The organism is Paraburkholderia sp. BGA-UO-ETr-F12 (assembly GCF_059567945.1).
On sequence record NZ_JCAQOZ010000008.1, the window covers coordinates 56,081 to 82,571 of the forward strand.

Consider the following 26,491-nt stretch of genomic DNA (forward strand, 5'->3'; position numbering starts at 1 on the left):
CCTGACCGACCATGAATACAACAACCGCTACCTCACTATCGCTCGTCGAGAAAACCGCTCGCGCACCGAAGGCCGAGCTGCACATCCATATCGAAGGCTCGCTCGAACCCGAGTTGATCTTCGCGCTCGCCGAGCGCAACGGCGTGAAGCTTGCGTACGACTCGATCGACGCCTTGCGCGCCGCGTACGCGTTCACCGATCTGCAATCGTTTCTCGACATCTACTATGCCGGCGCGAGCGTGCTGCTGCACGAGCAGGACTTCTACGACATGACGATGGCCTATGTCGAACGCTGCCTCGCCGACAACGTGATCCACAGCGAAATTTTCTTCGACCCGCAGACGCACACGGAGCGTGGCGTACCGATCGCAACGGCAGTGGCCGGCATCGAACGCGCGCTCGCCGACGCGGAAAAGCGCGGCATGACGAGCAAGCTGATTCTGTGCTTCCTGCGCCATCTATCGGAAGAAGATGCGCTCGCAACCTTTGAAGAAGCGCGGCCCTTGTTCGAGCAATACAAACACCGCCTGATCGGCGTGGGGCTCGATTCGTCGGAGCGCGGCCATCCGCCGTCGAAGTTCGAACGCGTGTTCGCCAAGGCGCGCGCGCTCGGTCTGAAACTGGTCGCACATGCGGGCGAAGAAGGGCCGCCCTCGTATATCTACGAAGCGCTCGATCTGCTGAACGTGGATCGCGTCGACCACGGCGTGCGCAGCATCGAAGATCCGGCGCTCGTCACGCGCCTCGCCGACACACGCGTCGCGCTGACCGTGTGCCCGTTGTCGAACCTCAAGCTCTGCGTGTTCGACGACATGACTCAACACACACTGAAGGTCCTGCTCGATCGCGGCGTCGCCGTCACGGTGAATTCCGACGATCCGGCTTATTTCGGCGGTTACGTGAACGCCAACTATTTCGCCATCATCGACGCGTTGAAGCTCAACGATGCCGAGGTCTACACGATCATCCGCAACAGCTTCGAAGCGTCGTTCGTCACGCCCGAGCAACGCAGCGAACTGATCGCGAAGCTCGACGCGCACTGGCACCCAGGCGGCCCGCACTGACGGGCCAATGAATAGCAGCCGGCGGCGGCACGGGTTCGTTTCAGAGCCAGACTAAAACCGTCGCCCGTGCTGCGTAGCTCCCCACAATACGGAGACGGTTTTTCTCATGACTCAATCGGCACCACCGGCACCACCGGCACCCTCGGCCCAACCCGCCCAATCAGCCTTCCGCGCACAACTGCTGACCTTCAATGGCGACCCCGCGCAATCGCCCAACGCAGCGGTCTTCAACGAAGACGGCTTGCTGATCGTCGAAGACGGCCATGTCGTCGCAGCAGGCGCGTATGCCGAGCTCGCGTCCCGACTCGCGCCGGGCACCCATGTGCAGGAGATGCGCGACAAGCTGATCGTGCCGGGTTTCATCGATACGCACATCCACTATCCGCAAACCGACATGATCGCGTCGCCGGCGCCCGGGCTCTTGCCCTGGCTCGACACCTACACGTTCCCGACGGAGCGCCGCTTTGCCGACCCGGCCTATGCACGCGACACGGCGAGCTTCTTCGTCGACGAACTGCTGGCTTGCGGCACGACCACCGCGCTCGTGTATTGCACGGTCCACAAGGACTCGGCCGACGCGCTCTTCACCGAAAGCGAAGCGCGCAATCTGCGCATGGTGGCCGGCAAAGTGCTGATGGACCGCAACTGCCCGGAATTCCTGCGCGATACCGCGCAATCGGGCTATGACGACAGCGCCGAGCTGATCGGCCGCTGGCACAACCGTGGCCGCCAGATGTACGCGCTCACGCCGCGTTTCGCGCCGACCTCGACCGAGGCGCAGCTCGAAGCGTGCGGCGTGCTGGCGGGCAAGCATCCGGACATCTTCATCCAGAGCCATGTGGCCGAAAACACCGACGAGGTGAAGTGGGTCGCCGATCTGTTCCCGGGACACCGCAGCTACCTGGACATCTACGATCACTACGGTCTGCTGCGCCGCCGCGCGGTGTACGGCCACTGCATCTACCTCGACGACGAAGACCGCAAGCGCATGGCGCAAACCGGCACGGTCGCCTCGCACTGCCCGACCTCGAACCTGTTCCTCGGCAGCGGCCTGTTCGACTTCGACAAAGCCGACGAAGCCGGCACGCCGATCGCGCTCGCCACGGACGTCGGCGGCGGCACCTCGTTCTCGATGCTGCAAACCATGAACGAGGCGCACAAGGTCGCGCGCCTGAGCGGCCATCATCTGACGGCTACGCGCATGTTCTATCTGGCCACCGCAGGGGCAGCGGAAGCACTCGATCTGGCCGACAAGGTCGGCACCTTGAAGCCGAAGTCGGAAGCCGACTTTGTCGTTCTCGATCCGCAAGCCACGCCGCTGCTCGCGCGCCGCACCGCACGCACGGAATCGCTCGAAGAACTGCTGTTCGCGTTCGCGCTGCTCGGCGACGACCGCGCGATCTACGAAACGTATGCGGCAGGCAAGCGTGTGCATCGTCGCGACGATGTGCGTCAGCATGCACCGCGCGCGGCGAAAATCGCAGCCTGATCGGATTGTTGGGCTGAGTCCCGACCCGATGCGGACAGTTGAATGAAAAACGGCGCTTCCTTCAAGAAGCGCCGTTTTTCATTTGCCCATGCGATGCGGGCTGATCAACGATGCGTACACACGTCGTGCAACGCATTCAGACGGCGCACCGGATCGGCGACGTAAGGATTCGATTCATCCCACGCGTAACCCGCCAGCACCGCGCTGATCATGCGGCGAATCGAAGGCGTCTGGTCCGGATAGAAAATGATGTCCTGCAATTCGCCCGTGTACCAGCGTTCGACGAAGGCGCGGAACGTATCGATCCCCTTGCGCAACGGCACGTCGTAAGCGGCCGACCAGTCGACCTGCTCGCCGTCCAGTTGCCGGTTCAAAGTCTGCACCGCGAGATGCGCGGAGCGCAGCGCGATCGTCACACCGGATGAAAACACCGGATCGAGGAATTCGCCCGCATTGCCGAGCAGGACATAGCCGGGCCCATGCAAACGCTCGACATTCGCCGCGTAGCCGCCGATATGACGCACCGGCATCAGGAACGGCGCGTTGCCGATCAGCGGCCCGAGTGTCGGCTCCTGCCGGATCAACGTACGCAGTTTCGCGTCGCGTTCAGCTTCCGGCACATCGAGGAAACTCGCTTCGGCCACGCAACCCACCGAAGAGCGGCCACCCGCCAACGGAATCATCCAGAACCACACGTCGCGGCGCTCCGGGTGCGTCGCCACGCAGATCTTGTTGCGGTCGGTCGCGCCGGCCGGAATGCCGTCCAGAACGTGCGAGAAGATCGCGGCGCGGGTCGGCATGCGCGTCGGTGCTTCGAGGTTCAGCAAGCGTGGCAGCACACGGCCGAAGCCGCTCGCGTCGAACACGAACTGCGCCTCCACTTCGTACGCGTTGTCCGCTTCGTCGATCACCTCGAGCAACGGCTTCTTGCCGCCCTCGCCTGCCGTGCCCGGATGCATCGCGCGGACCGTGTGGCCGAAGCGCACGTCGGCGCCCTGCTGGGCTGCGCAACGAATCAGAATATCGTCGAACACCGCGCGCTCGACCTGGTACGTGGTGCCCCAGCCGGCCGAATGCTTGTCGCGGAAGTCGAACGCCGACGACTGGCCGCGATGAACAAAATGCGCGCCGTTCTTGTACTGGAACCCGGCCTCGACCACTGCCTGCAGCATGCCCGCTTCTTCGAGGTAGGCCATGCTTTGCGGCAGCAGACTCTCGCCGATCGAGAACCGCGGGAAATGCTGGCGCTCCAGCACCAGCACCGAGCGTCCCGCCCGGCGCAAGAGCGCCGCGGCGACCGCACCTGCCGGACCTGCACCGATGATCGCGACATCGACGGTCACGCGCTTTGACGAATGTGTACTCAAAGTTGCCTCAATCGTTTGCTTGCTCTAGGCAGCGTTACGCTGCATCCTTACTTCTCGTTACAATTACGCTTCACAGCAAGAACACTCGCAGCAAGAACGCTATTTCGCCGGGGAGCCCAGCGTGTCGTCATCCGAAACATCCAGCGTGCCTTATGTGCCGGAAACCGCCTTCGGGATCTGGTTCCTGCGTACCTATACGTGGGAACACCATGTTCTGCGGGTCGCGATCAACGACCTCAAACGCCTGATCGACGCGCCCTTGCCGGTGGCGCCGGTTATCGTCGACGTCGGCTGTGGACAAGGCATTTCGTTCCGCCTGCTGGCTGACGCGTTCAAGCCGCGCCGCATTGTCGGCGTCGATTTTCACGAACCGTCGCTGACGCTTGCCGCCAATGCCGCCCACGCCTGCGGCGACAAGCTCGCCGACATCGACGTGCTGCACGGCGACTGCGCGCAATTGCCGTTGCCCGATGCCAGCGCCGACATCGTGTTCTGCCATCAAACCTTCCACCATCTGGTCGAGCAGGACCGCGCGCTCGCCGAGTTCCGCCGCGTGCTCAAACCGGGCGGCATCCTGCTGTTCGCCGAATCCACCGACGCGTACATCAAGTCGTGGGTGATCCGCTTGCTGTTCCGCCATCCCATGCACGTGCAGAAAAGCGCGGACGGGTACCTCGACATGATCCGCGCTGGCGGTTTTCGCTTCGAGCGGCGCAACGTCTCGCTGCCGTATCTCTGGTGGAGCCGCGCGAAAGACTTCGGCCTGCTCGAACGGATCGGCCTGTCCCATCCGCAACCTGGCAAGCGCCGTGAAACGCTGGTCAATGTCGCGGCGGTCAAGGCGGGTTGAATCTGTCTTGCGAGGGCGGCGGCGTCGCCATCGCCCTCGCAAACTTCACGACGTACTTATTTGCCGCGCAGCGTCACGACCTCACCCGTCAACGCCACGCCGGCGATCACCGCACCCGCACCACACGTGAACTCCGTCGCGCTCTCGCGCAATTCGTTCTTGTAGTTGCTCTTGATGTTGATCACCGCATTGCCGCCTTCCTTGCGCGCCCGTTCCTGCAACTCGATCACAGCCGAAAGGAAAACGTGCTGGCACGCTTCCAGGTCGCTCTTGCCGAAAGCGTTGGTCTTCTTGTTAGTGGCGAATTCACCCATCTTTTTCAGCACGCCCGGATGCGGCTGACCCGCGAAATACAGCGCAACGTCGCCACTGACCTTGCCCGGTTCGCTTTGCAGCGCCGGCGCGATCGGATAGTTGTCGACCGTATCGCGAGCAAAAGCCTGAGTGGCACTCAGCGTGGCGAGCGAAGCAAACAGCGCGGCAAACAGTACTTTGCGTTTCATCGAGACTCCTTGGTTGTTGTTGCTTTAGTGAGTTCCAGATTCGATTTGACCTAGTTCGCCTGCAGCACGACGAGCTGGCCGCTCACCGCGACCGCTGCCGCGCTCGGGCTCACCCCACAGGTGAAGTCGGTCGATGAGTCGGTCTTCGTGCTGTGAAAACGCGTCGACACGTCGATCACGGCGTTCGCGTTGCGTTCGTGAGCAGCCGCGCGCAGCTTCTGCACGGCTTCAGCCAGCGCTTCGTGACATGCGTCGTCCGGGCTCGATACCTTGCGCGCGATCCGCGCCGAAAAAGACACCTCTCCCAGATCAGCCGTCACCGGCGGGTGATTCTGCTGGCCGAAATAAACCGGCACACCGCCGCGCGACTGACCGGCCGCCGCCGCGAGCGGCACCGACTTCACGTCGGTCGCGCAGCCCGCCTGCGTCAGCACCACCACCGCAAGTGCTCCCAGTACAAAACGTTTTTTCATTGTTGTTGCCCTCGTTTTTTAAATGACGGCCGTTTCAACCGCCCTGCCACACTTCAAACATCAGGCTCGCGCAACTGCCGCCGAACCCGAATGAATTCGACATCGCCGTGCCGATGCGCGCGTCACGCGTCGCGCGCACCAGCGGCAACCCATCGACGGCGGGCTCCGGCGTCTCGATGCCCGCCGTCCCCGCGATGAAACCGTCGCGCATCATCAGCAACGTGTAGATCGCCTCATGCGCTCCGCATGCGCCGAGCGGATGTCCGGTCATGCCTTTGGTCGACGAGAACGCCGGCACTTCGCCGCCAAATACGTCGCGCAACGCCTGCAGTTCCTCGACATCGCCAAGCGGTGTCGACGGCGCGTGGGTGTTGATGTAGTCGGGCCGCCGGGCACCGCCATCCACTGCATCCAGTGCACCCGCGTCGCCCAGCGCGCCGCGCATCGCTCGCGCGATACCGGCCGCCCGTGGCGTAACCATGCCGGCACTATCCGTACAGTCGCCGAACCCGGTCAGCTCGGCGTAAATACGGGCACCGCGCGCCAACGCGTGATCCAGCGCCTCGAGCACCAGCACGCCGCCGCCCGACGCGATCACGAAGCCATCGCGGGCCGTGTCGTAAGGACGCGAAGCGCGCTGGGGCGTGTCGTTGAAACCGCGCGACAACGCGCCCATCGAATCGAACATCAGCGTCATGTTGTCGTGCAACGATTCGCTGCCACCGGCCAGCACGATCTGCTGGCGCCCGGTCTGAATCAGTTGCATTGCCTGACCGATGGCGAGCGCCGACGTCGTGCACGCCGACGACGGCGAATAACTCACGCCCTCCAGTCCAAACACCTGCGCGACATTGGCCGATGCGGTGCTGCTCATCGCATGCGGAACCGTGTACGGCGGCACTTTATCGACGCCACGGGCATTCGCAATCGACATCGCCACGTCGTAACTCGACATCGTGCCGACGCCCGAACCGATCACCGTACCGGCGCGCGGCGAACGCAACGCGGCGGGATCGAGCCCAGCGTCGTCGATCGCCTTTTTTGCGGCATGGCAGGCAAAACGTGCGGTGTCGCCCATGAAACGTTCGAGCTTGCGATCGAACGGCGGCTCCTGTGCGACCGACGCGACGGCTGCCACCTGCGAACCGAAACCGCGCTCACGCCACGCGTCGATCCGCTCGATACGCGAGCGGCCCGCGCGCAACGCGGCCGACACGCTGTCGAGCGTATTGCCGAGGCACGACACGATCCCCATGCCGGTAATGACCACGCGGTGCAGCGCCATGCTCATCGAACGCGCCTGAAAATCAGCGACGTATTGATGCCGCCAAACGCAAAGTTATTGCTCATCACATGTTCGGCGTCGATCTCACGGCCCGCGCCGACGATGTAATCGAGCGGCGCGCAGGCCGGATCGACGTTATCCAGGTTCAAGGTCGGCGCATACCAGTTGCGTTTCATCATCTCGATGGTCCACCACGCTTCCAGCGCACCGCACGCGCCGAGCGTATGGCCGACATAGCTCTTGAGCGAACTGATCGGCATGCGCGCGCCGAAGGTCTGCGCGGTCGCATGGCTTTCGGCAATGTCGCCACGGTCCGTGGACGTGCCGTGCGCATTCACATAGGCGATCGCTTGCGGCGCGAGTTGCGCATCCTTGAGCGCGAGCTGCATTGCGATCGCCATGGTTTCGGCGGTCGGCTGGGTCATGTGCGCGCCGTCCGAATTGCAGCCGAAGCCGACAATCTCCGCGTGAATGCGCGCGCCCCGCGCCACCGCGTGTTCGTATTCTTCGAGCACCAGCGTCGCTGCGCCTTCCCCGACCACAAGACCGTCGCGCGCGGCATCGAACGGACGCGGCGTGAGATGCGGCTCGTCGTTGCGCGTGCTGGTCGCGTACAAGGTATCGAACACCGCAACCGCCGGGCCCGAGAGTTCTTCCGCGCCGCCTGCCAGCATCAGCGTCTGCTTGCCGGTCTGGATCGCTTCATACGCATAGCCGATCGCCTGACTGCCCGACGCGCACGCGCACGAGGTCGGAATGATCCGCCCTTTCAGATCCCAGAACAGGCTGACGTTGACCGCGGCGGTATGCGGCATCATCTGCACGTAGCTGTTCGACGTGACGTCGCTCATCGAACCGGTTTCGAGCATCGTGCCGAACGCGCGAATCGGCTGCACCGAACCCGACGACGAACCATAGGCCACGCCCATGCGGCCGTCCCTGATGCTGAGGTCTGCGGCGAGGCCCGCGTCGGCGAGCGCCAGTTCGCTCGCACGCACCGAATACATCGAGACCGGTCCCATCGAGCGGGTTTTCTTGCGCGGATAATGCGCGGGCGCCGTGAAGCCCGGCAACGGACACGCGAGCCGAGTATGCAGCGACTGGAAATAATCCCACTCGGATATCCGGCGCACCGCGTTCACGCCGCTCTTCAGGCGCGCTTCGATCACGTCCCAGCTATCGCCGAACGCCGTGACGCCCCCCATGCCGGTAATGACGACGCGTTTCATCACACCATCCCACCATTGACGCCGATCACCTGACGCGTGACGTACGAGGCCGCATCCGACATCAGGAAGCTGACCACGGACGCGACTTCGGCAGGCTGGCCGACGCGGTTCATCGGCACCGTCTTCAACGCGTGCTCGAGCGGCATCTCGTCGAGCATGCCGGTTTCGATCAGGCCCGGCGCCACGCAATTGACGGTGATGTTGCGCGTCGCCAGTTCGACGGCAAGCGCCTTGCTCGCGCCGATCAGCCCGGCCTTCGCTGCGCTGTAGTTGACCTGGCCGCGGTTGCCCATCACGCCGGAGACCGACGCGATCGTGACGATGCGGCCGCCCTTCTTCGCCCGCACCATCGGCATGGTCAACGGATGGACCACGTTGTAGAACGAATCGAGACCGGTTTCGATCACGACGTCCCAGTCTTCTTCGGTGAGCGCGGGGAACGCAGCGTCGCGGGTCACGCCCGCGCTGCACACGATGCCGTAGTACGCGCCGTGTGCGGCAACATCCGCTTCGAGCACTTCGCGGCACACGGCGCGCTCACGCACGTCGAACTGCAGCACGCGCGCCGTGCCGCCTTGCGCGGCAATGCCCGTGGCGACTGCTTCAGCTTCGCTGCGGCCCGTGCGGCAATGCACGGACACCGCGAAACCGTCGGCGGCCAACTGATACGCAATCGCACGGCCAATGCCGCGGCTTGCGCCGGTAACGAGAACACGCCGGCTCATGAACTGAAACTCCCTTCGATGAATGACTGAAAATCGCGCGGCTGAAAAACCTTGATAACCGCCTCGGCGCAACACGCCTCACCGTGGTGGATCGTGCATTCGTAGGCGCCGTGGCCCTCTTCGCTGCGCAGCAATTCCGTTGCGCGGATCTGCAATCGGGCACCACCGGCGAACGACGGTTGCAAGGCCCGATAACTGCGCGAGCCAAGCAGCACGCCAGGACGCGCTGTACCGCCGCCGCGCATGGCCAGCAACGCGACGTGCGCCGCAATGGTCTGCGCCATCAATTCGATGCCGATCCATGCGGGCATCGCGCCGGCGGCGTCGGCATACCAGGCGTCGACGCGGACGGTCGCCCGCGCACTCACCGTGTCTTCGCCGAAAGTATCGACGCCGTCGAGCAGCAGCATCGTGCCGCGATGCGGGATGATCGCTTCGATCGGTTGCCGGATGAGGTCCTGAATGGAAAGCGTCTGGGTCATCGTGTGGTCAACGTCCGAGGATCAGGCTGACATTGCTGCCGCCAAACGCAAACGAATTACTCATCACGTACTGCGACCCCGCGCCGAGCGGCAGAAAACGTTCGGTTTCGACCAGGTCCAGCGCCGGCAAAGCGGGGTCCGCCTCGCCGTCCCACACATGACGCGGCAGCGGCACGGGCTGGGCCCGGTTGTCGCGCGCCAAAGTCAGCCACGCGAAGGCCAGCTCGGTGGCGCCCGCCGCGCCGAGTTGATGGCCGGTCAGCGGTTTGGTGCCGCTCGTCGCGACGCCTTCGGGAAAAACGCGCGCCATCAATTTCGCTTCCATGTCGTCGTTCTTGCGGGTAGCGGTGGCATGCAGATTCACATAACCGATCGCCGACGATGCGATGCCCGCGTCGGCCAACGCCGCGCGCAACGCGAGTTCGCCACCTACACCCTGCGGGTCCGGCGAGGAAATGTGATGGGCGTCGCTCGATTCGCCGACCCCCGCGAGCCGTACCTCCGCTTCATCGCGGCTCATCAGGAACACCGCGGCGCCTTCGCCGACATTGATCCCGCAGCGATTGCGGCTCATCGGATTGGTACGCATGGCGCTGGTCGATTCGAGCGATGCAAAGCCTTGCACCGTCAGCTCGCACAACGAATCCACACCGCCCACCACCACCGCATCGCAGAGCCGTAATTGCAGCAGCCGGCGCGCCGACGCAAAAGCCTTCGCGCTCGACGTGCAAGCGGTCGAGATCGTGAACGCCGGGCCCTGCACGCCTAGCGCGGCGGCGGCAAATGGCGCGACTGTGCCAATCTCCATCTGCCGGTAATTGAAGTTGGGGGGCAAATTGCCCGCTTGCGCCTGGTAGACGAACGCGGCTTCGGCCGCTTCGATCCCCGACGTGCTGGTGCCGAGCACCACGCCGATCCGATGCGCGCCGTAACGCTCGCGCGCCGCGGCGACTGCTGGCTCGATCTGCTGCAGCGCGGCCAGCAACAGGCGGTTGTTGCGGCAGTCGTAACGCGCGAGCGCGGCCGGCGGCGCCAGATCGAGCGGCGCGAGCACGCTGCCGACAAACGCTTCGCCAATGCCGGTGTGCGCGTTCGCCATACCGGGTGCATGAGCGGCGGCCAGCGCCGGGACGATTGCGTCGAGGCCGTTGCCGAGCGCATTGATCATGCCGAGCGCATGCAAATAAACTGATGGCGCCTTCATACGGCCCTCCTTGATTCCGATGGCATGCCGATCGGCGCGAGCAGCACCGACACCGCGATGCCGAGTGCGAGCGTGGCGCCGAAACTCTTCAGCGCGGGCATCGCGCTCATGCCGAGCATGCCGAACGACAACAACGTGGTGGCAGCCGAGAGCAGCACGCCCGTCCACACCGCGCCGAGATCGGCGTCCGCGCGCAAACAGCCTTCGCGCAGGAATACCGCATAGTTTGCGCCTACGCCGAGCACCAGCATCAGCGCGAGCCAATTGAAAAGATTGAGCGGCACGTGAACGTAACCGAACACCGCGAGCGTGACGCCGACAGCGAGCAACACCGGTAGCATCACGGCGATACCGCCGCTCAACCGGTCCCCCACGGAGACATCCTTCCGGGCGTACCGCAGAATCAACAAAACGAGCACGAGCGCCAGCGCGCCGCCGAGCCACCACCCGCTGTCCACGCGATACTCGCCGAACAGTTTCGACACGCTCGCTGCCTTGTCGACGAATACGACGCCGGAAACCGTCCGCGCGATGGCGATCAGCGCGGGTTCGTTCTGTGGCGTCACGCCTTGCGGAATCACAACGGCTGCATACGCTCGGGTAGCCGGATCGACCACGCCCAGCCATAGATGTTGGTACGGCCGTGACCACGAAGCGGCGAGCCACGTATCGACCGTGAGCAGCGGCTGCGGTTTGGCTTGCGCGGCAAGCCAGGCGTCGGCGACTTCGTCCTTGAACCCTGCCTGCAGCAGCAGTGCACGCAATGCCGCTGGATCGTTGAAGACGTGCTGTGCGAGCAATGCACGGTCTTCGTTTTGCTGTTTCGCTGAAGGCACGAACTGTGCCACCGACTGATAAGTGCCGACCCTGTTCGCAGTGCCGTTCAGTTCGTCGAGCTTCGCACCCAGCGCTTCGGCCCGTTGCAGCACGATCTCCGGCGTCTCGCCACGCACCACAAAAAACTGTGCGCTGTTATCGACGCCAACCGCCGCGCGTACCTTGTCTTCCTGCGCGACCAGCGAAGGATCGCGCTGGATCAGCAAATGGATATCGTCGTCACTCGTCAGACGTAGCCAGCCGGGAATCGCCACGATCAGCAGTAGAGCCGCGACGAACCATGCGCGCTTGCCGCCTATCGTCCGATGCCAAACCGTCAGCAGCCGCGCCGCGCCGGCAAACAGGCGTTGCGGGCTGCGTTTCGGCGGCCGCGTGAGCAGCGCGGGCAACAGGTACAGCACGGAGGCAAACGCCGTCGTAATCCCCACCATCGCGAAGCAGGCAATCTGCTTGAGCGCGGGAAACGGCACCCACATGAGAATCGCGTAGCCGAGCAGGCTGGTGGCAAGGGCGACCGTCAAGGCCGGGCGTACCGCGCGCGCACCGCGGCGCGAATCCCAATCACGACCCGCGCCAAGATAGACCACAAAATACTGGATCGAGTAATCGACCGCCTCGCCGATCAGGCTCGCGCCGAACACCAGCGTCAACAGATGCAATTGGCCGAACACCAGCATCGTCGCCGCGAGCGCGCAGACAATGCCGAGCGCTGTCGAGACAAAACCCAGCAGCAATAGCCGCGGCGAGCGGAACACCCACATCATCAACAGCGCAATCCCGCACAGCGACGCGATGCCGATCAGGTGCACCTCGCGCTCCGATGCGCTGCGCGCCGATTCCGCGTAAAACACCGCGCCGGTTCTCGCCACCGATACGTCGGGGAACGCCTGCTTCAACGTGCTTTCGCCTTGCGCGAGTGCGCTCAGCACGGCGCGCTGGGTCGTCGATTCGTAAGCCGAACCTGGCAGCGTGGCGACGATCAGCACACTCGTCGCGGCGCCGCGATGCGACACCAGCATGTTGTCTTCGAGTTCGAGATTCGACGTGGCAAGCGGCAAACCGCCGAGCCAGTGTTCGAGCCAGCCGAACGGATCGTCGGCGAGCGACGTGCTCAGCGCACCGCGCAACGGGCTGTAGATGCGCTGCGCGAGCGCGTCGCGCAAGCTCGCATTCGAAGCATTGCTCTGCGCGAGCGTCGTACGGTCGGCAGGTGTCAGCAGACCGAAACGATAAGGCAGATACAGCGCCGCGATCTGCGACAGATCGAACGGTGGCAATTCCGCCGTCACCGAGCCGAACGCCCCGCTCTTCTGTAACGACGCGCCGAGCTGCTTTGCGGCCGCCTTCGCATGCGCGTCGTCATTGCTGGTGACGAGAAAAACCGTGCGGTCGCCGAGCGCGCCTGCCAGCGTATCGACCGCCTTTTCGGCGACCGGATCCGCTTCGGTGGCAGGCAGCAATGCCAGCAGATTGGTCTGCAACGGCGAAGGTCCGGCGAAACGCCAGCCGCAGTACAGCGCCGCGGCAAGCGCGAGCAACAGCCAGGCGGCGCGGATGCCCCATGCCTGTTTCGCGGACCGCTGGCGCAGCACCTGCATTACGGCGCTCCGAACAGGCTGCGTTCAGCCAGCGTCGGCTCGCTTACCGCCGCGCTTTTTGCAAACTCGAGCTTCGTGACGTCGCCGTTCGCGAGCGTGATGCGCAGACTTTGCAGATAGTCACCGCCGTTCATCTGCAAGCCTTTGATCGACTGCGCAATCTGCGGCTGGTTCGGCGTGAGTTGCATGCGCCACTGCGCGGCGCTGCCTTCGGCCTGCACGTCGAATTGCGAATACAGCGCCGAAAGATCGCCGCCGAGCATCGCGCGCATCATCTTCGAGACCTGAGCGACGCCGCGCGTGCCCTGGGCACTGCGGGCCGTTACGCGCTGACCGTTGGCGTTGAGTTCGGTCACGCCCGCGTCGGTGATCACGTAGGTGGCCTTGTATGGCGTCTCTATCTGCCAGATCACGCCACGCTCGCGGAAGAACAGCAGCGAGCCCGTGCTGACGAGCGGTTGCTTCATCGCGGCGAGCGTCTGCGTCTGCGTGAATTGCGCGCGCACGCCTTTCGCTTGTGCAAGATGGGAGGCGATTTGCGAAACCAGCGCCGGGTTACCGGCGGCCTGCGTTGCTTCTGCCGCGACCGCTACTGCCGGCCAGGCTGTCAAGCCCGATACGCCAGCCAGGGTCAACGTGCCCAGCACTAGCCCTGCGGCCGTGCCCGTCACCCTGCTGCGCAAGTTCATCGTCCCCATACGCGCTCCAGCTTTTCGAACACGACCGGCGGCGACACGAACTGCAACTCCTGGGTCGCGGCGTCGACCGCGACCTGGATCGTGTAACCCTTCGTCAGCCGCGTACCGGATGCACAATCGACGATCTCATAGCCTATTTTCAGGCGGTTTTCGTGTTCGAGCAGTTGTGTGCGTACTTCGATCGCCTGGCCATAGGTGGCCGGGCGCACATACTTCAGATGCGCCTCCACGATGGGCCACAGGTAGCCCGAAGCCTGCATCTCGCGGTAGTCGTAGTCGAACGTGCGTAACAGCGCCGCGCGGCCAATCTCGAAGTACTTCAGATAGTGGCCATGCCAGCACACGTTCATCGCATCGACGTCGTGAAACGGCACTTCGACCGTCGCGCTGGCTGTCAGCACCTTAGGGGAGCCGGTCATGCGTTCGAGCCTCCGCGATAGTCGTGCAGCAAATCGCATGCGGCGATGCGCGCGGTCAGCGCGCGCAGATCGCTCTCCAGCGCGCGGTCTTCGTCGACGAACGGCGAGTGCGCCGTCACGCTGTCGATAAAGCTTTGCAGCGGTGCGGGAATCGGCGTACCGCTGTCGATCTTCAGGCGCAGACGGGCCGCTTGCACCGTTGCGAGCGTGTGCGCGGCAGCAACCTGCTCGGTCAACTCCAGTACGCGCAAACAGTCGCGCGCGGCGATCGTGCCCATGCTGACCTTGTCCTGATTGTGCGCCTCGGTCGAACGCGAGAATACGCTCGCGGGCATCGTATTCTTCAACGCTTCGGCGGTCCATGCGGACGAGGAAATCTGCACGGCCTTGAAACCGTGATTGATCGCGGCGCGCGCAGGGGCTGCGCCCGACAGATTGCGCGGCAAGCCGTTATTGAAATTCACGTCGACCAGCAGCGCGAGTTGCCGATCCATCAGATCGGCAAGATTGGCGACCGCGACTTTCAGCGAGTCCATCGCGAACGCGATATGGCCGCCGTAGAAGTTGCCGCCGTGCAGCACGCGCTCGTTGTCGGGATCGATCAACGGGTTGTCGTTCGCGCTGTTCAGTTCGTTCTCGACATCGCGGCGCACCCACGACAACGCATCGCGCGCGACGCCGATCACATGCGGCGCACAGCGAATCGAGTAGCGGTCTTGCAGACGATGCCCCGGCGTATCGTCGCGCCCGCTCAGATCGCTGCGAATCCACGCGGCGGCTTCGGCCTGGCCTACGTGCGGCTTCACCTCGAACAGCGTTGCGTCAAAATGCGCGGCACGGCCGTCGAGCGCCACGGTTGAGAGCGCCGTGAGACGCGCGCTCAGGCGCGTCAGATGATCCGCACGTGCGAAGGCGAGACACGCGAGGCCCGTCATCACCGCGGTGCCGTTCATCAGCGCGAGACCTTCCTTCGGCGCGAGCGTCAACGGTGTATGACCGAGTTCGGTCCATACCTCGCGGACATCGCGCAACGCGCCCTCGAACATCACGTCGCGCTCGCCAGCAAGCGCGGCGGCCACATACGAGAGCGGCGTCAGATCGCCGCTTGCGCCAACCGACCCTTCGGACGGAATACGCGGCAGCACGCGATGATTGATCAGGTCGGCGAGACGCTCGAGCAACACGGGACGCACGCCCGAAAAACCGTACGCGAGCGAATTCAGACGCGCGGCGATCACCGCGAGCGTTTGCGCATCGTCGAGATACTGACCCATTCCGCAGCCGTGGTAACGCGTCAGTTGCAGCGGCAAGGCCTCGACGAGTTCCATCGGCACGTCGACCACGCATGCATCGCCATAGCCGGTGTTGACGCCGTACACGGTCGCGCCGGCTGCCAGATGCCGGCGCAGAAAATCCGCGCCGCGCTGAATGCGTGCGCGCCACGCCGGATCGGCGCTCAATGCAACTGGCAGGCGGTGCTGGGCAATCGCGACGACCTCTTCGATCGTCAGCTTGCGCCCGCCGATCGTCACCGCCGCCATGTTTGCGCGGGCGTTCTCATTCGCGCTGGCATTCGGCGCGTCGATCAGATCATGTTCGGCCATGTGTGCCTCGCTTGGGGCTGGCCCAGAAATCGAAGAAATTGAACCATTGATAAGGTGCCTTACGGCAATAGTGTTCGAGGCGCGCCGCGTAACGCTGCGCCCACGCCGCAAGATGCTGCGTGCGCTCACGGCGCGGCAACTCGATACGCTCGGCAAACGGTTCGAAATACAGACGGTAGCCGTCACGTTCTTTCAGGCAGAAGAACAGATAGACCGGGCAGCCCAGCGCATGCGCCAGCACGTAAGGGCCTTGCGCGAACGGAGCGGTCGAGCCGAGAAATTGCGCATCGACTGTGCGGCCCGCTTCATGAGCGGGCACGCGATCGCCGACGATCACCAGCAACTCGCCCGAGTCGACGCGCTCCTGCATCATCATGGCGGTCTCGGGACCGAAATCGCTCACTTCGAGCAGATGCCGCGCGAACTGGCTATTCGCCGACGCCAGCACGCTATTGAAGCGCCGCGCGTGTTCGGTGTAGACCACGGCGGTGACTTTCGCGTAGGCGCCTTGCGCGGCGAGCGCGCGAGTCATTTCCAGATTGCCGAGATGCGCACCGATCACGAGCGCACCCTTGCCACTCGCGACCAGGGCTTCGAATGCCGACGGATCTTCGAATTTGACGTCGCCGTTATTGACACGGCCCGACCATGCCGCCAGCTTGTCGAAGCCTGATTGCGCGAACGCCAGCATATGGCGATAGGCGGACAGCCAACCCGGACGCGGCGTATCGCCGTGCGGCGCGGTTTGACTGAGATGCGTGAAGTAATTGCTCGACGCCTCGCGCGCGGCACGGCCCGTGAGCAGAAAATACGCGACGATCGGATGCAGCCAGAGCGCGGTGAAACGGCGGCCGAACAGCTTGCAACTGAGCGCGAGCAAGGACATGCCCAGGTGGCTGCCGCGTTCGGCGATGCGCCACCAGTCTTGCTGATTCTGTTCGCGCGACCCGGCCGGCTTGCCCGGTTCACCCGGCTGATCCGGCTCACTTGCAACAGCCGCGCGGCGTGGCATCACCTTGTGCGCGAGCAGCATCGGCAGACGCCACAGCATGCCGAACACGAGCCGCGTATGACTGCGGCTGATACGCACGTTGTCCCACAGCACATCGAAATGCGAGACGCCGTCGCTTGCATAGGTGACGCGCGTCGGGATCGAGCGGAAGGCCGCGCGCCGCCAGTAGAGACGCACGAGAATTTCGATGTCGAAGTCCATGCGGGTCGGCAGTTGCACGCTGTCGATCAGCTCGCAGGCCAGCGCCAGCGGATAAAGGCGAAAGCCGCACATCGAATCGCGAATCGTCAGCGAGAGCGTTTCGATCCACACCCATACGTGCGTCAGATAACGGCCGTACAGGCGTGCTTTCGGCACGCTCTCGTCATAGACCGGGCGACCGAGGATCACCGCGCCCGGTTCCGCACGCGCCGCTTCGATGAAGCGTGGCACATCCGTCGCATCGTGCTGACCGTCGGCATCGATCTGCAGCGCATGCGTGTAAGCCGCGGCGCGCGCGGCACGCAGCCCCGCCATCACCGCCGCACCCTTGCCGCCGTTGACCGGCAAACGCAGCAGCGTGAGCTGCCCCGCGTATTGTTGCGCGAGTGCGGCAAGCACCTGCTGGGTCGCCTCATCGCTGCCATCGTCGACAACAAAGATCGGCAAGCCGTGCACCGCGAGGTGAGCCACGGTCGCGCCGATCGCGTCCTTGTGGTTGTAGATCGGAATCACGATGCATGCAGCGATGCTCATCATGCAGGCTCCCGATACACGATCACGCCGGACGCGCATTCACGCCCGCTCAAGCGGTAGCTGAACTGCACGCGTCCACGTGCTGCGTCGTGCGCGAGCGTGAGATTCAGCACCGCGCCCGGGGGCACCGGCGCCATGAACTTGAGCCGGTCGATCGATGCCGGCGCGCTCACGGCCGGCACATGCTCGGCAGCCAGATGCACGGCCCAGTGCACCTGAACGACACCCGGCAGAATCGGCAAACCGGGGAAATGGCCGGCGAAATGCACGAGCGTGGGCGGCACCCGCAGTTCGTAGTGCAAGGTATCGGCGCTGCGGGCTTCGGCAAGCATTTCCATGCCGTCCGCGCGCGGCGCGAACGCCGCAGCGAGCGCCGCCACCGGCAGTTTGCCGCGCGCGTCGAACGGCAAGGCGAGGCGAAAACGCCAATGACGCGGCAGCACCACCACATCGAAATACGCAGCGAGATGCCGACGCAAGATCTTCGCGAATTGCACACGGCCTTCGGTGCGCAATGCTTCGCTGCCGGCTTCAGTGAGCGCCACCACGGCGCCGACGCGCTCGCGCGAGGCACCGTCCAGCGGCACGATCGCCGCTTGCGCGACATACGGATGCAGTGCGAGACGCGCTTCAAGTTCCGGCAGAGACACGCGCTTGCCGTCCAGCTTGAGCACACGATCGAGCCGGCCCTGCAGGCGGAAGCGGCCGTCGGCGTCGAAGGCGATCTTGTCGTCCGTACGATGCCAGCCGGCGTGATCGAGATGCGGCGAGCGAACGTTCAGCGCACCGTCTTCGTCGCAGCGCACTTCGATACCGCACACCGGTTGCCATGCATCGGTCTGATCCTGACGACGCCACGCGATGCCGCCGGTCTCCGTACTGCCGTAGATTTCGAGCGGCGCGGCGCCGTAGGCAGCCGCATATTCCTGCGCGGCTTCCAGGGCAAGCGGGCCACCTGAAGAAAAGAATGCACGCGGTGCCGGCGTCAACGCGGCAAAGCCTGGCAACGCGGGCCAACGCGACAATTGAGCGGGCGTGGAGACGACCACCGTCGCCCCACACTGCCCGATCTGCGCCTGCAAATGCATTGGCTCGATGCTGATCGCGCGCTCAAACGCGCGGCCCGCTGCGAGCGGCCACATGATGCGAAACAGCAGCCCGTAGATGTGATGATGCGGCACGCTCGCAAGCATCGTCGCATTGCCGACCAGCATGCCCCACTGCTTTTCGAGCGTGTGGACTTCGGCATTGAATTGCGCGAGTGACTTGCGGATCGGTTTGGGAGTACCGCTGCTGCCGGAGGTATAGAGCGTCAACGGGGCGTGCGGATCGATCGTATACACGGCCGGCCCGGGTACCGCATCGGTGTCCTGCATATGATGCGGCAGGTCCGCATCGGTCAGCACGGCGTCGTACGCGTCGGCGAGATCGGCGAGATAACCCGGTGTCGCATTGGCTGGAATCACCGGCTCCTTGCCGCACGCGAACAACGCAAACAGCGCGCAGGAAAAATCGAAAGGATCGTCGATACACAGCGCGTAGCGTTGCGCGTCTTGCGCCTGCAGTGACGCGACCAGCGCTGAAACGCGCGCGCGAAACGCAGCACGGTCGAGCACCGTGGCGCCGTCGCGGCATACCGGTGCATTCGCGACGGAGGCCTCAAGAGCCGCCGACAACAAATCATGCAACGCAATCATGCCGCCTCCGAACGCGCGGCTCGCGGCAGCACCACCAGATAACGCCAGATAATCTCGGCTACCAGCAGCACGCCGATCAATCCGTAGGCGATTGCGCCGTTATAGAGCGACCAGTTCGCACGGCTCCAGTACAGCGCCGTATAAGCGGAGAACGCGCCGTTCAGCGCGAAGAAAGCACACCACACCTGGGTCACGCGCCGCGTATGGCGCACGGCGCCTGGCAACAGGTTCGGATTGCCCAGCCGCGCGAATTTTTCGATCATCGACGGCCCGCGCACCAGCGTCGCGCCGAACGCGATCAGCAGGCCCAGATTGACGAGCGACGGATAGAGGCGCAACAGCAGTTCGCTGTTGGTGAGTACGATCGCCGCCGAGGCGCAGCTCAGCAAGCCGACCACGGTCCAATCTATCGAGGAAAGCCGGCGCAACGAGGTCGCGACCGGACCGCTGCCGGCCCAGCGCTGCAGCCACAGAATCGCAAACAGCATGCAGCCGACGTAGCGCGGCGTGTCCCAGCGCCAGGCGCACAGAATCAGCGCGGGGTATGCGAGTTTCAACAGAACCGGGAGCACCGCTTTGGCCCAGTGCCGCTGGGTGCCGGACGATGCCTCGAGAGGCTCGCTCGTCGCCGCTTGCATTCGCGAGCGCACGGCTGGCATCAACCCTGTGCCGCCAGCAGCGACTCGACTGCAACGATCACGTCGCCGACCGTGCGTACCGACTTGAACTCTTCCGGCTTGATGCGGCGGCCCGTCATTTCCTGCAGTTTGATCGCAAGGTCCACGGCGTCGATGCTGTCGAGATCGAGTTCTTCGAAGAGGTGCGCCTCGGGCGTCACGCGCTCCGGCTCGATCGCGAAGTTCTCTTTGAAGATGGCGCGGATGCGTTCAAGAATCTCTGCCTCGGACACGATTAATCCCCTTTTTTCGTGGTTTCGTTCACAGCGTCGACTGTTTCGCGTTGACTCGCGACCAGCGCGGCCAGCGTGCTGATCGAGCGGAAGTGTTCGCGGGTGCGTTCGTCGTTCGCTGCGATGGTCAGTTGGTATTGTTTGCGCAGCACGATGCCGATTTCGAGCGCGTCGATCGAATCGAGACCGATGCCGTCGGTATCGAACAACGGCGCATCGTCGTCGATATCGGCCGGGCTCAGGTCCTCCAGATCGAGGGCTTCGATCAGGAGCTGTTTAATTTCCAGTTTTAAAGAATCCATAATCGAACAGGTGCTGGGTGATATGTGCTTCGATGGCGCTGGTTACGCTGCGCGCCGCGAGAGACGGTGAGGTGTCATGGTCCGCAAGTTGCTCGACGCCGAACGGCTCGAGCACGTTCACGCGTATCCGGAACGCGCGCGCCGGCACGTCGTACCAGCGCATCTGCTTGGTGAATGCCGGCGGATCGCAATCCATCAGAACCGGCACGATCGGCGCACCGACCTTCAACGCCATGTGCGCGAAACCGCGTGAAAACGCGTGCAGCCGGTTCGGCGCCGGGCTGCGCGTGCCTTCGGGAAAAATGATCATCGTGTAGCCTGCTGCGAGCTGCCGCGCGCCGGCTTCGACGAGTTCCGAGGGATCGGCATTGCTCACATACTCCGCCGAACGGACGATTCCCCAGAAACACGGGTTGCCCCAGTGCGCGTTTTTCACCACGCAACAGGCCCGCGGCGTGAGCGACAGCAGCACCATCACGTCGAGGTAGGTCGGGTGGTTCGCGACTACGATTGCCGGAGCGCCCGCGCGCAATGCCTGCGCGCCCGACACCTCGAGCTCCATCACGCCGATGCACCGCAATACCGCGACCAGTGCGCGGAAGAACCAGTGGATCACCGTTGTCACTGCAAGCTGGCGCGAGGCCCGGTGCGGCCATAGCCACGCGAGCGGGAACACCAGCACCGAAAACAGCAGGCCGCAGACGCCAAACACGACGAAGGCCATGCCTGTCGCGCAGAACCGCCAAACATAATCAAGCCGCCTGTTCATGCCACCTCCAATGCCAGGTGGCGCCGGCGCCTTGCCAGACGACAGGCTTGCCGGTTTCCAGACAGTGCAGCAGCGCCTGGCTCTGGGTCGCGAAACTTTCCTCCGCGCCTGCTTCGCTTGCGGGGTTTGCCAGTTGCACGGTCTCTGCAGCCTCGCCAGCCGCCCGCTCACCCGCGCCGGACAACGTGCAGGCCAACTGCCCCGCCGCCGCTTCGCCGTTCAGCAGGATCGCGACCGCGCCGCCCTGCACTTCGTCTTCAATCGTGCCGTATGCCGGATCGGCGGGCTCGTCGGCGTATACCAGCAGCACCGGCGAGCCGGGTTGCGTTGCGTACTGCGCATACGCTTCCAGCAGCGCATAACCGAGCGTCTGAGCGCCAGCCGAAATCGCGCTGGCGGCGGAGCGATCGTCGCGCGCGATACCGAACACGCCGGTCATGGCGTTCAGCACCGACAGACTGAAGGCGGTCGGCGAGACCGGTTCGCCGGCGCTGATCTGGCGCAGAATGTCCGTTGTGCGCCGCAATTCGCCGTGGCGTGAAGCAAACACGACCCGCGCCTCGTCTTGCGCCACGCAATCGTGTGCAACCTTCAGGGCAGCCTTGGACAGTGTGCTCAGACGACGCCGCACAATCGGCTCGATAAAGCCGATATCGGGTGCGACAGAAGCGGCAGCAGGCCAGCTAGACCAGCGAGCGACCGGAATGGTCCAGTGCAGATCGGGCATATCGGTGTTCGCGCGTAAAAGCGATGAGGGCTGAGGGCCACTGACGGAATATGCAACCGTCACAGCGTGTGCGCGCCGCGCGGAACCACAATCTCCAGCCGGGGGTCAATCCAATCTTGTTATATGGGTTCAGCGATTTAACGGCACGTGGCCCCGATTATTTAGGTGCCTTTTGACAATTAATCTGCGGATTGGCTCAGGCGCCCTACGGTCGGCGGAATCATACTGAATATTGTGGATTAAATCAGCCACAAAAGACGTATCTATCTGTATCCGTGTCGCAGGTGCGACGGATCGCTGGACAAACTCATGGAGGCAAGCCTGGCGGCCCTTGCACAACCGGCCACCGGCCCGCAAAGCCACTTGCCGCGAGCTTCGCAGACCGGCTCGCGGTGAGCGGTCTCGATCGGCACAACACCAATAGATGTCGAAACTTTCAACTAACTTTCGAAAATTCGTGTTTCGTTTCGGAACACTTCAATGCCTCAGCGCAATCGGTCAATCATACTCACGACTTACGAATGCTTACCGTGCAGCCATTTTTGCAAGGTCGTGCCTATTGCTATCGGCTTTCGCCCGATCAGACACGCGCGGGCTTACAAAGCAAACGGCCCGGCGGGAACAACCTGCCGGGCCGTTTTTTCTACTGCGTCGCAATCCAGGCCGTTCGATGTATCGACCCGTCGCTTGCGCTTACTGCACGACCTTCGCGCCCGATGCCGCTGCCGGTGCTGCCGCCGGTGAGGCGCTCGTCGTAGCGGCCTCGTTCGAGATCCCGCCATTCTTGTCGACGGGAATCTTCACCGTACGGACCACCCCATTGCCGAGCGGGAAATCGGCCAGCGCGCTGCGCGCCAGATAAGGCATAGCTCTTACCAGCGACGACTCGTCGTCGGAGCTACGCGCCGTCACGTTATAGACCTCCTTGCCGCTAGCACGCTCAGTGATCCGCACGCCGAGCAGATGCGTGAAAATCGGGTAGCTCTGGTTCACGTATGCCGTCGGATACGGTCCCCATGGACCCCACGGGCCCCACGGATCGAACGGCCGGCCCCAGTACGGCGACGGCCACGGGCTGTAATACACCGGCTGGGCGACTGTCACCATGTCCGAACGAATCCCATACGACAGCCCCACCAGGTAGCGCGCCGCTGAAGCGTCGACCTGACGGAATGCGTGCGTGGCGAGTTCGTTGCCGACGATACGTTCGTAAGTAGTGAGTTCGAGGTTGCTCTTCTGATCCGCCGGCCGCGTGAAGGCATACGTACGGGTGGCGTCGCTGCCGCTCCAGTCGGAAAACGCCGTGACCTGGGAGGTCACGTAGCTCGTGCAGCCGGATAGCAGCACCGTCAGCGCGCCCAGCAGCAGCGCGGCATGGCGGGTCCATCGATTGGTTTTCATGGTCTACCTCGTGTTGCCTGTTATTGCCAGTCCTTGCCAGTCCTGATCGGGTTCGTTGGCGCGCAGCCGTTGCCGCGCGGGCGTCCGATAATACGCTGACCTGGCGATTCGGTAAAAAGTTCGAGCCGCACGATCGGCCGAGCCTTTGTACAATGGCTCGACAAGCCCGGCTCGCGCGCCATGAGCACGCGTGACGGCTCGAGTCCCATCACTACAGAACGCCATGGCCGATACCGCAACGCCCAATGTGATTCGCCGCGCCGACTACGCGCCGCCCGCCTTCCTGATCGACACCGTCGCGCTGGAGTTCGATCTGGTCCCCGAACGCACCGTCGTCAGGAACACGATGCGGGTGCGCCGCAACCCGGACGCGTCCCGCGCTTCGAATCTCGAACTGATGGGCGAACAACTCGAGTTCGTCAGCGCCGAGATGAACGGCGCCGCGTTTGCCAACGCGCATGCGCACGAGCACGGCCTCACGCTCGAGAACGTGCCGGATAACTTCGAACTCACGCTCACCAGCATCTGCAATCCGGCGGAAAACACCACGCTGTCGGGCCTGTATGTGTCGGGCGGCAACTTCTTCACGCAGTGCGAGGCCGAGGGTTTTCGCCGCATCACCTATTTCCTCGACCGCCCCGACGTGATGGCGACCTTCACGGTCACGCTGCGCGCCAGCAAGGCCGACTATCCGGTGCTGCTGTCGAACGGCAATCTGCTCGAAGAAGGCGATCTGCCGGACGGCCGCCATTTCGCCCGCTGGGAAGACCCGTTCAGGAAGCCGAGTTATCTATTCGCGCTGGTCGCGGGCAAGCTGGTCGCGCTCGAAGAACGTGTGACGAGCGGCTCGGGCAAGGAAAAGCTGCTGCAGGTGTGGGTCGAACCGCACGATCTGGACAAGACGCGTCACGCCATGGATTCGCTGATCAACTCGATCCGCTGGGACGAGCAGCGTTTCGGGCTGGAACTGGATCTGGACCGCTTCATGATCGTCGCGGTGAGCGACTTCAACATGGGCGCAATGGAGAACAAAGGGCTCAACATCTTCAACACGAAGTACGTGCTGGCGAACCCCGAAACGGCAACCGACACCGACTTCGCGAACATCGAGGCGGTGGTCGGTCACGAGTACTTCCACAACTGGACCGGCAACCGCGTGACGTGCCGCGACTGGTTCCAGTTGAGCCTGAAAGAAGGCCTGACGGTGTTCCGCGATCAGGAATTCTCGGCTGACATGGCAGGCGGCGCGACCGATGAAGCCGCACGCGCCACCAAACGCATCGAAGACGTGCGCGTGCTGCGCCAGATGCAGTTTGCAGAAGACGCGGGTCCGATGGCGCACCCGGTGCGCCCGGAAAGCTACGTCGAGATCAACAATTTCTACACGATGACGGTCTACGAAAAAGGCTCCGAAGTCGTGCGGATGTATCAGACGCTGTTCGGCCGCGACGGCTTCCGCAAGGGCATGGACCTGTACTTCAAGCGTCATGACGGCCAGGCGGTAACGTGCGACGATTTCCGTCACGCGCTCGCCGACGCGAACGGCCGCGATCTCGCGCAATTCGAGCGCTGGTACAGCCAGGCCGGCACGCCGCGCGTCTCGGTTCGCACCCGGTACGACGCCGCGCAACAGCGCTACAGCGTGACGCTCACGCAATCTTATGGCGACGCAGCGCCGGCCGCGCGTGAAACACAAAAGGGGCCGTTGCTGATTCCGTTCGCGATCGGTTTGATCGGCAACGACGGCCACGACCTGCCGCTGCAACTGGAAGGCGAAAGCAAAGCTTCGGACGCCACCACGCGCGTACTGGAATTCACGCAGACCGAGCAGACCTTCACGTTCGTCAACGTCGCGCAGGAACCGCTGCCCTCGTTGCTGCGCAATTTCTCGGCGCCGGTGATTGTCGAATACGACTATTCAGCCGAACAGCTCGCGTTCCTGCTCGCACACGACAGCGATCCGTTCAACCGCTGGGAAGCCGGCCAGCGGCTCGCCACCCGCGAGTTGCTGACGCTCGCCGGGCGCGCCGCCACCGGCGTGCCCCTGCAACTCGACGACTCGGTTGTCGACGCGTTCGCCCGTGTGCTGACCGACGAAACGCTCTCGCCCGCTTTCCGCGAGCTGGCGTTGATGCTGCCGTCGGAAGCCTATCTGGCTGAGCAGATGGCCGAATCGAACCCGGCTGCCGTGCACGCCGCGCGGCAATTCGTGCGCAAGCGCCTCGCGAATGCGCTCAGGAAAGACTGGCTTGCGCTGTACGACAAGCACCGCACGCCGGGCGCGTACGAAGCCACGCCGGAGGCTTCCGGTCATCGCGCGCTGAAGAATCTTGCCTTGTCGTATCTGGCGGAACTGGACGATCCGGCTGAAGCCGTGCGTCTCGCGTCCGCGCAATACGACACCGCCAACAACATGACCGACCGCTCTGCGGCGCTGTCCGCGTTGCTCAATGCATCGGCCGCGAATGGCGGCAGCGTTCAGGCGCAGGAAGCGCTGGACGACTTCTACCGGCGCTTCGAAAAGGAGCCGCTCGTCATCGACAAGTGGTTCGCCTTGCAAGCCACGCAGCGCGGCAGCGCGCAGCGTCCGGTGATCGAGACCGTGCGCAAGCTGATGACGCACCCGGCGTTCAACCTGAAGAACCCGAACCGCGCGCGTTCGCTGATTTTCAGCTTCTGTGCGGCAAACCCGGCGCAGTTCCACGCCGAAGACGGCTCGGGCTACGCGTTCTGGGCCGACCAGGTGATCGCGCTCGACGCCATCAATCCGCAAGTGGCCGCCCGCCTCGCCCGTTCGCTGGAACTGTGGCGCCGCTTCACGCCGACGCTGCGCGACGGCATGCGCGCGGCGCTGGAGAAAGTGGCGTCGCAGGCGAAGTCGCGCGACGTGCGCGAGATCGTGGAGAAAGCGTTGGCATGAGGCTTATCTGACGGCGCTGCTGAACGCGCTTCTGAAGACGCTTCCCGCAGCAAAAAGCCGGCACGTGTTGCCGGCTTTTTTTCGTCTTGAATTTGCGCCGTGGCGCGGCATTGCAGTGCTCGACGTTAGCCGTCTGGACGACTATTCGTATCGGCTCGGCAGGGTGAAAGTAAACGCATTCATTTAACGGT

At 63.9% G+C, this 26,491-nt stretch carries 24 protein-coding genes; 4 read left to right on the forward strand and 20 right to left on the reverse strand.

The features are described from left to right. The first annotated feature begins 11 nt into the window (after window positions 1–11). Both AC57B6_RS02250 and guaD read left to right on the forward strand, forming a co-directional pair. Entirely contained in the window at window positions 12–1,064 is a 1,053-nt protein-coding gene (locus AC57B6_RS02250) for an adenosine deaminase (protein ID WP_252888324.1), read from the forward strand. 106 nt (window positions 1,065–1,170) lie between these two features. Beyond that, window positions 1,171–2,553: a guanine deaminase gene (gene guaD, locus AC57B6_RS02255; protein WP_252888325.1), complete on the forward strand. Its 1,383-nt coding sequence runs from the start codon at window positions 1,171–1,173 to the stop codon at window positions 2,551–2,553. A 104-nt stretch (window positions 2,554–2,657) separates the two neighbouring features. Here guaD and AC57B6_RS02260 read toward each other — a convergent pair whose 3' ends face one another. Beyond that, complete coding sequence (locus tag AC57B6_RS02260) at window positions 2,658–3,920, reverse strand: NAD(P)/FAD-dependent oxidoreductase (RefSeq protein ID WP_252888326.1); 1,263 nt, start codon at window positions 3,918–3,920, stop codon at window positions 2,658–2,660. Between the two features lie 121 nt (window positions 3,921–4,041). On the opposite strand from AC57B6_RS02260, the gene AC57B6_RS02265 reads away from it, so the two are divergent. After that, a complete protein-coding gene (locus AC57B6_RS02265; protein ID WP_028200117.1) occupies window positions 4,042–4,770 on the forward strand; it encodes a class I SAM-dependent methyltransferase in 729 nt (242 codons plus the stop codon). A gap of 56 nt (window positions 4,771–4,826) precedes the next feature. Here AC57B6_RS02265 and AC57B6_RS02270 read toward each other — a convergent pair whose 3' ends face one another. The 19 genes from AC57B6_RS02270 to AC57B6_RS02360 form a co-directional block, all read right to left on the reverse strand. Then, window positions 4,827–5,273, reverse strand: coding sequence for an excinuclease ABC subunit A (locus tag AC57B6_RS02270; protein WP_030101221.1), 447 nt, complete (start codon window positions 5,271–5,273; stop codon window positions 4,827–4,829). Window positions 5,274–5,323: 50 nt separating this feature from the next. Further along, a complete protein-coding gene (locus tag AC57B6_RS02275; RefSeq protein WP_028200119.1) occupies window positions 5,324–5,746 on the reverse strand; it encodes a signal peptidase in 423 nt (140 codons plus the stop codon). Between the two features lie 34 nt (window positions 5,747–5,780). Beyond that, complete coding sequence (locus AC57B6_RS02280; RefSeq protein WP_496420629.1) at window positions 5,781–7,037, reverse strand: beta-ketoacyl synthase N-terminal-like domain-containing protein; 1,257 nt, start codon at window positions 7,035–7,037, stop codon at window positions 5,781–5,783. Beyond that, window positions 7,034–8,260, reverse strand: a complete 1,227-nt coding sequence (locus AC57B6_RS02285) for a beta-ketoacyl-ACP synthase (protein ID WP_030101218.1) — start codon at window positions 8,258–8,260, stop codon at window positions 7,034–7,036. The genes AC57B6_RS02280 and AC57B6_RS02285 overlap by 4 nt, the downstream gene beginning before the upstream one ends. Beyond that, window positions 8,260–8,985 (reverse strand): 3-ketoacyl-ACP reductase FabG2, encoded by a 726-nt coding sequence (locus AC57B6_RS02290; protein WP_028200122.1) that lies wholly within the window; start codon window positions 8,983–8,985, stop codon window positions 8,260–8,262. Before AC57B6_RS02290 ends, AC57B6_RS02285 begins: the two co-directional genes overlap by 1 nt. Beyond that, the gene (locus tag AC57B6_RS02295) at window positions 8,982–9,467 is read right to left on the reverse strand and encodes a hotdog family protein (RefSeq protein ID WP_106352556.1); all 486 of its coding nucleotides are present in this window, start codon (window positions 9,465–9,467) and stop codon (window positions 8,982–8,984) included. Before AC57B6_RS02295 ends, AC57B6_RS02290 begins: the two co-directional genes overlap by 4 nt. Before the next feature lie 7 nt (window positions 9,468–9,474). Continuing rightward, complete coding sequence (locus AC57B6_RS02300) at window positions 9,475–10,671, reverse strand: beta-ketoacyl-[acyl-carrier-protein] synthase family protein (RefSeq protein ID WP_106352555.1); 1,197 nt, start codon at window positions 10,669–10,671, stop codon at window positions 9,475–9,477. After that, window positions 10,668–13,106 (reverse strand): MMPL family transporter, encoded by a 2,439-nt coding sequence (locus tag AC57B6_RS02305; protein ID WP_496420630.1) that lies wholly within the window; start codon window positions 13,104–13,106, stop codon window positions 10,668–10,670. Before AC57B6_RS02305 ends, AC57B6_RS02300 begins: the two co-directional genes overlap by 4 nt. After that, window positions 13,106–13,804, reverse strand: a complete 699-nt coding sequence (locus AC57B6_RS02310; RefSeq protein WP_252888331.1) for a LolA family protein — start codon at window positions 13,802–13,804, stop codon at window positions 13,106–13,108. The genes AC57B6_RS02305 and AC57B6_RS02310 overlap by 1 nt, the downstream gene beginning before the upstream one ends. Continuing rightward, a complete protein-coding gene (locus AC57B6_RS02315) occupies window positions 13,792–14,223 on the reverse strand; it encodes an acyl-CoA thioesterase (RefSeq protein WP_028200127.1) in 432 nt (143 codons plus the stop codon). Before AC57B6_RS02315 ends, AC57B6_RS02310 begins: the two co-directional genes overlap by 13 nt. Continuing rightward, window positions 14,220–15,827, reverse strand: coding sequence for an HAL/PAL/TAL family ammonia-lyase (locus AC57B6_RS02320; RefSeq protein WP_496420631.1), 1,608 nt, complete (start codon window positions 15,825–15,827; stop codon window positions 14,220–14,222). Before AC57B6_RS02320 ends, AC57B6_RS02315 begins: the two co-directional genes overlap by 4 nt. Then, window positions 15,814–17,574: a glycosyltransferase family 2 protein gene (locus AC57B6_RS02325; RefSeq protein ID WP_496420640.1), complete on the reverse strand. Its 1,761-nt coding sequence runs from the start codon at window positions 17,572–17,574 to the stop codon at window positions 15,814–15,816. The genes AC57B6_RS02320 and AC57B6_RS02325 overlap by 14 nt, the downstream gene beginning before the upstream one ends. Further along, window positions 17,574–19,271: an ApeI family dehydratase gene (locus AC57B6_RS02330; protein ID WP_496420632.1), complete on the reverse strand. Its 1,698-nt coding sequence runs from the start codon at window positions 19,269–19,271 to the stop codon at window positions 17,574–17,576. The genes AC57B6_RS02325 and AC57B6_RS02330 overlap by 1 nt, the downstream gene beginning before the upstream one ends. Then, window positions 19,268–19,930, reverse strand: a complete 663-nt coding sequence (locus tag AC57B6_RS02335) for a COG4648 family protein (protein ID WP_496420633.1) — start codon at window positions 19,928–19,930, stop codon at window positions 19,268–19,270. Before AC57B6_RS02335 ends, AC57B6_RS02330 begins: the two co-directional genes overlap by 4 nt. Further along, window positions 19,930–20,181 (reverse strand): acyl carrier protein, encoded by a 252-nt coding sequence (locus AC57B6_RS02340; protein WP_028200132.1) that lies wholly within the window; start codon window positions 20,179–20,181, stop codon window positions 19,930–19,932. The genes AC57B6_RS02335 and AC57B6_RS02340 overlap by 1 nt, the downstream gene beginning before the upstream one ends. A 2-nt stretch (window positions 20,182–20,183) precedes the next feature. Continuing rightward, on the reverse strand, window positions 20,184–20,483 hold the full coding sequence (locus AC57B6_RS02345; RefSeq protein WP_028200133.1) for a phosphopantetheine-binding protein: 300 nt from the start codon (window positions 20,481–20,483) through the stop codon (window positions 20,184–20,186). Next, a complete protein-coding gene (locus AC57B6_RS02350; protein ID WP_028200134.1) occupies window positions 20,458–21,252 on the reverse strand; it encodes a lysophospholipid acyltransferase family protein in 795 nt (264 codons plus the stop codon). The genes AC57B6_RS02345 and AC57B6_RS02350 overlap by 26 nt, the downstream gene beginning before the upstream one ends. Continuing rightward, window positions 21,236–21,979 carry a beta-ketoacyl synthase chain length factor gene (locus AC57B6_RS02355; protein WP_046568019.1) on the reverse strand — a complete coding sequence of 248 codons (744 nt, stop codon included), beginning with the start codon at window positions 21,977–21,979 and terminating at the stop codon, window positions 21,236–21,238. Before AC57B6_RS02355 ends, AC57B6_RS02350 begins: the two co-directional genes overlap by 17 nt. Before the next feature lie 693 nt (window positions 21,980–22,672). Next, window positions 22,673–23,380, reverse strand: coding sequence for a DUF4136 domain-containing protein (locus AC57B6_RS02360; protein ID WP_028200136.1), 708 nt, complete (start codon window positions 23,378–23,380; stop codon window positions 22,673–22,675). A 223-nt stretch (window positions 23,381–23,603) separates the two neighbouring features. Here AC57B6_RS02360 and pepN point away from each other — a divergent pair, with 223 nt between their 5' ends. After that, on the forward strand, window positions 23,604–26,300 hold the full coding sequence (gene pepN / locus AC57B6_RS02365; RefSeq protein ID WP_496420634.1) for an aminopeptidase N: 2,697 nt from the start codon (window positions 23,604–23,606) through the stop codon (window positions 26,298–26,300). Window positions 26,301–26,491: the final 191 nt, after the last annotated feature.

What these genes read in the sequence shown, in the direction of transcription:
- AC57B6_RS02250 (WP_252888324.1), top strand. Translation starts at nt 12, where the DNA reads ATGAATACAACAACCGCTACCTCACTATCGCTCGTCGAGAAAACCGCT.
- guaD (WP_252888325.1), top strand. Translation starts at nt 1,171, where the DNA reads ATGACTCAATCGGCACCACCGGCACCACCGGCACCCTCGGCCCAACCC.
- AC57B6_RS02270 (WP_030101221.1), bottom strand. Translation starts at nt 5,273, where the DNA reads ATGAAACGCAAAGTACTGTTTGCCGCGCTGTTTGCTTCGCTCGCCACG.
- AC57B6_RS02275 (WP_028200119.1), bottom strand. Translation starts at nt 5,746, where the DNA reads ATGAAAAAACGTTTTGTACTGGGAGCACTTGCGGTGGTGGTGCTGACG.
- AC57B6_RS02280 (WP_496420629.1), bottom strand. Translation starts at nt 7,037, where the DNA reads ATGAGCATGGCGCTGCACCGCGTGGTCATTACCGGCATGGGGATCGTG.
- AC57B6_RS02285 (WP_030101218.1), bottom strand. Translation starts at nt 8,260, where the DNA reads ATGAAACGCGTCGTCATTACCGGCATGGGGGGCGTCACGGCGTTCGGC.
- AC57B6_RS02290 (WP_028200122.1), bottom strand. Translation starts at nt 8,985, where the DNA reads ATGAGCCGGCGTGTTCTCGTTACCGGCGCAAGCCGCGGCATTGGCCGT.
- AC57B6_RS02295 (WP_106352556.1), bottom strand. Translation starts at nt 9,467, where the DNA reads ATGACCCAGACGCTTTCCATTCAGGACCTCATCCGGCAACCGATCGAA.
- AC57B6_RS02300 (WP_106352555.1), bottom strand. Translation starts at nt 10,671, where the DNA reads ATGAAGGCGCCATCAGTTTATTTGCATGCGCTCGGCATGATCAATGCG.
- AC57B6_RS02305 (WP_496420630.1), bottom strand. Translation starts at nt 13,106, where the DNA reads ATGCAGGTGCTGCGCCAGCGGTCCGCGAAACAGGCATGGGGCATCCGC.
- AC57B6_RS02310 (WP_252888331.1), bottom strand. Translation starts at nt 13,804, where the DNA reads ATGGGGACGATGAACTTGCGCAGCAGGGTGACGGGCACGGCCGCAGGG.
- AC57B6_RS02315 (WP_028200127.1), bottom strand. Translation starts at nt 14,223, where the DNA reads ATGACCGGCTCCCCTAAGGTGCTGACAGCCAGCGCGACGGTCGAAGTG.
- AC57B6_RS02320 (WP_496420631.1), bottom strand. Translation starts at nt 15,827, where the DNA reads ATGGCCGAACATGATCTGATCGACGCGCCGAATGCCAGCGCGAATGAG.
- AC57B6_RS02325 (WP_496420640.1), bottom strand. Translation starts at nt 17,574, where the DNA reads ATGAGCATCGCTGCATGCATCGTGATTCCGATCTACAACCACAAGGAC.
- AC57B6_RS02330 (WP_496420632.1), bottom strand. Translation starts at nt 19,271, where the DNA reads ATGATTGCGTTGCATGATTTGTTGTCGGCGGCTCTTGAGGCCTCCGTC.
- AC57B6_RS02335 (WP_496420633.1), bottom strand. Translation starts at nt 19,930, where the DNA reads ATGCCAGCCGTGCGCTCGCGAATGCAAGCGGCGACGAGCGAGCCTCTC.
- AC57B6_RS02345 (WP_028200133.1), bottom strand. Translation starts at nt 20,483, where the DNA reads ATGGATTCTTTAAAACTGGAAATTAAACAGCTCCTGATCGAAGCCCTC.
- AC57B6_RS02350 (WP_028200134.1), bottom strand. Translation starts at nt 21,252, where the DNA reads ATGAACAGGCGGCTTGATTATGTTTGGCGGTTCTGCGCGACAGGCATG.
- AC57B6_RS02355 (WP_046568019.1), bottom strand. Translation starts at nt 21,979, where the DNA reads ATGCCCGATCTGCACTGGACCATTCCGGTCGCTCGCTGGTCTAGCTGG.
- AC57B6_RS02360 (WP_028200136.1), bottom strand. Translation starts at nt 23,380, where the DNA reads ATGAAAACCAATCGATGGACCCGCCATGCCGCGCTGCTGCTGGGCGCG.
- pepN (WP_496420634.1), top strand. Translation starts at nt 23,604, where the DNA reads ATGGCCGATACCGCAACGCCCAATGTGATTCGCCGCGCCGACTACGCG.